Here is a 3,732-nt window from a genome sequence, read left to right on the forward strand (position 1 = left end):
ATCAGAGCGTCTTCATCTGCGGCTTCGGGAAGGCTCCAGAGGCCGCCCCAGATGCCGCTCGGCGGCCGTTTTTCGAGCAGGACCGTGTCGCCGTCCTGCAGAACCAGCATCCATGTCTTGCGCGTCGGGACCGTCTTTTTCGGCCGCGCCGTGGGCAACTGTTTTTGCCGCCCGGTGACATTCGCCACGCAATCCGGCGCGAACGGACAGCGCGCGCAATCCGGCTTGCCGCGCACGCAAAGCGTCGCGCCCAGATCCATCAAACCCTGCGTGTAGGCCGTGACTTCGTCCTTGTGCGCAGCATCTGGCAGCAAGGATTCGGCGAGCGTCCACATCGCGTTCTCGACTTTCTTCTCGCCCGGGAATCCTTCTACGCCGAACACCCGCGCCAGGACGCGCTTCACGTTGCCATCGAGAATCGTCGCACGCGCACCGTACGCGAACGATGCAATCGCCGCCGCCGTCGAGCGGCCGATTCCAGGCAATTCCGCGAGTTCATCGACGGTGCGCGGGAACGCACCACCATGTTCGGTCGCGACGACATCGGCGCACCGATGCAGGTTTCGCGCGCGTGAGTAGTAGCCGAGGCCGGCCCAAAGCGCCATGACGTCATCAACAGGCGCGGCGGCGAGCGTGTCCACATCGGGGAAACGCTCGAGAAACCGCGCGTAATACGGAATCACCGTCGATACCTGCGTCTGCTGCAGCATGATTTCGGACAGCCAGATCCGGTACGCATCGCGCGTGTTCTGCCACGGCAGGTCATGACGGCCGTGAACGCGTTGCCACGCGATCAGGCGAGTGGAGAAATCGGTGAGCTGGAGCATGTCGGCTAGCGCTGGCAGCGCGGGCAAAAGTACGTGGATCGCTGGCCTTGCACGATATGTTTGATGGCCGTGCCGCAAACGTGGCACGGCAGGCCGGCGCGATCATAGACGAAATAATCGAGCTGGAAATAACCGGACTCACCGTTGCTGCCGACAAAATCACGCAGCGTACTGCCGCCTTTTTCGATGGCCGCCGCGAGCGTCGTGCGCACGGCGTCGGCGAGAAGATCGTAGCGCACGAGCGAGACGCGCCCGGCGGCGACCGTCGGCCGGATTCCCGCACGAAACAGGCTTTCCGATGCATAGATATTGCCGACGCCCACGACCATCGTCCCCGCAAGCAGCGCCTGTTTGACGGACACCTTGCGCCCGCGGGTCATGCGGTACAGCAGCGCGCCGGAGAACCCGGCGGTGAACGGCTCGACGCCCAGGCCGGCAAGCAGCGGATGATCGAGAACGTCGCCGTCTTCGCGTGCATGCCAGAGCACGGCGCCAAAACGCCGTGGGTCCCGGAAGCGCAAAATGAAGTCGTCGAAGATCAAATCGATATGATCATGCTTTGCAGCGTCGGGCGGGCGCGGCACGTTACGCAAGACCCGCAGCGTTCCCGTCATGCCAAGATGCACGATCAGCCAACCTTCAGAGGTTTCGAACAGCAGGTACTTGCCGCGGCGCTCGACCTTGTCGATCTTCAGCGCTTTCATCGTCTTTGAAAGATGCGCCGGAATCGGCCATCGAAGCGCGGGCGTGCGGATATCGACGCGCTCGACACGGCGGCCGGCAACGAACGGTTCAATACCGCGTCGGGTTACTTCGACTTCCGGCAGCTCTGGCATGTTTTACTGGTCTGCAACTTGCTGTGGGACGTGCGCGTATTGTAGCGAGCGCGATACAATCGACTGAAACATTGATCGGATTTCCATGAACTTGTCCTTCGTTAAGTTGTTTTCGAAACAGCGTGCAGCGGCCGCTGAAACGATTGCGGCACGCGGTAAGCCGGTCCCATCGAACAAGCTTGCGGCAGCGGTTGCGCTCGCCGTGGCAGTGTTCGCGCTTGGCTCCGCCCATGCTCAAAGTCCGGCGCAACTCCCCGCTCCGGACGACGACCAGGCCGCGATCAGCGCAGCCGACCTGATTACAGCGCCGCCCACGGGCAAGGAAACACAGGACCTGCCCAATATTGCGGCGTCCAGCCAGATCGTGTTCCAGGTACTCGCGGCCGAAGTCGCGTTGCAGCGCAGCCAGGCAGCGCCCGCTTACCAGACGTATCTCGCGCTCGCGCGCGATACGCACGACCCTCGTTTCGCCCAACGCGCAACCGAGATTGCGATTGCCGCACAAAGTCCCAACGACGCGCTGACGGCCGTTCAGCTCTGGCAGCAGTTCTCGCCGAACTCGGAACGCGCGGCGCAATTGAGCGCGTCGTTGCTGATCCTGTCGGGCAAGCCCGACGACGCCGAACCGATCCTCGCACGCGAGCTCGCGAAGATTCCGCAGGAACAGCGCGGCGACGCCATCATCTCGCTGCAGGTCCTGATCTCGCGCGGGCCCAATCGCGTAGGCGGGCTGAATGTGTTGAAGGATCTGGTCAAGAACGACATGGACCGGCCGGAAACGCAACTCGCGCTCGCCCGTCAGCAAATCGCCGCCGACGACCAGCCGGGTGCAAAGGCATCGCTTGAGAAAGCGCTGCAGCTCAAGCCCGATTACTTGCCCGCCGCGTTGACGCTCGCACGCATGGGTCCGGCTGAGCGCAACGAAGGTATCGCTTCGTTCGAAAAGTACGTCGACAAGAATCCGAAATCGCACGACGCGCGGCTTGCGCTCGCGCAACTGTATTTATCGGCGGATCGGCTCGATGACGCGCAAAAGCAGTTCGAAGCCATGCGCAAGAACGACGCGAAGGACCTGACGCCGCTGATGGCGCTCGCGTTGATCAACATCCAGAAGAAGCAGCCGGACAAGGCGAAGGATTACCTGAATCAGTACGCCAAGGCGGCTGAAGCCACGCCGGGTGCCGATCCGGGTCAGGCGTACATCTACCTCGCGCAGATCTCGCTCGATCAGAAAGACGATGTCGCGGCGAACCAGTATCTCGACAAGATCACGCGTTCAAGCCAGCAGTACTTGCCGGCGCAGGTCACGCGCGCACAGATTCTTGCGAACCACGGCAAGGTCGACGAAGCCCGTCAGTTGCTCGGCAGCCTGCAGACCTCTGACCCGCGCGACCTCGCTTTGCTCGCCCGCACGGATGCATCGCTGCTGTTCCAGGCGCAGCGATATCCGGAGGCGGAGGCGGCTTTGTCGAAGGCATCGGCGGCTTTCCCCGAAGACCCCGATCTCACGTACGACTACGCAATGGCCGCCGAGAAAAACGGCCACTACGACGTAATGGAAACGCAGCTTCGCAAGCTGATGAAGACCCAGCCGGATAACCCGCAAGCGTATAACGCGCTCGGTTATTCGCTCGTCGATCGCAACGAGCGTCTGGACGAAGCGGTGAAGCTGATTGAAAAGGCGGTATCGCTGGCGCCGAACGATGCGTTCATCATGGACAGCCTGGGCTGGGCGAAGTATCGGCAGGGCAATGACGCCGAAGCGGCCAACATCCTGAAGAAAGCCTACGATTTGCAGCCGAACGCGGAAATCGGCGCGCATCTCGGCGAAGTGCAATGGAAGTCCGGGCAGCAGGACCAGGCTCGCAGCACGTGGCGTCAGGCGCAAAAGCTCGAACCCGGCAACGACACGCTCGTCAAAACGCTCAAACGATTCCAGGTGAACGACCTTTGAACTTGAATGCAATGAATGTTCTGAACGGCCAGCGCGCTCGACGCAGCGCACTGGCGTTGATGGCGGCAAGCGCCGTGCTCCTCTCCGGCTGCGCGGTCAAGCCGCGGGTGCCGAC

General features: G+C 62.3%; 3 protein-coding genes. 1 reads left to right on the top strand and 2 read right to left on the bottom strand.

Features of this window, described 5'->3' with window-relative positions:
- Both mutY and mutM read right to left on the bottom strand, forming a co-directional pair.
- Positions 1-827: A/G-specific adenine glycosylase (gene mutY, locus ACRXB1_RS32685; RefSeq protein WP_449494384.1), on the bottom strand; the 827-nt coding region annotated here is incomplete at its 3' end.
- A 5-nt stretch (positions 828-832) separates the two neighbouring features.
- On the bottom strand, positions 833-1,663 hold the full coding sequence (mutM, locus tag ACRXB1_RS32690) for a bifunctional DNA-formamidopyrimidine glycosylase/DNA-(apurinic or apyrimidinic site) lyase (RefSeq protein WP_062168896.1): 831 nt from the start codon (positions 1,661-1,663) through the stop codon (positions 833-835).
- Positions 1,664-1,748: 85 nt separating this feature from the next.
- Between mutM and ACRXB1_RS32695 the strand changes: the two genes are divergently transcribed.
- Entirely contained in the window at positions 1,749-3,617 is a 1,869-nt protein-coding gene (locus ACRXB1_RS32695; protein ID WP_062168893.1) for a tetratricopeptide repeat protein, read from the top strand.
- The last annotated feature ends 115 nt before the right edge of the window (positions 3,618-3,732 follow it).

The organism is Caballeronia sp. M23-90 (genome assembly GCF_053574605.1).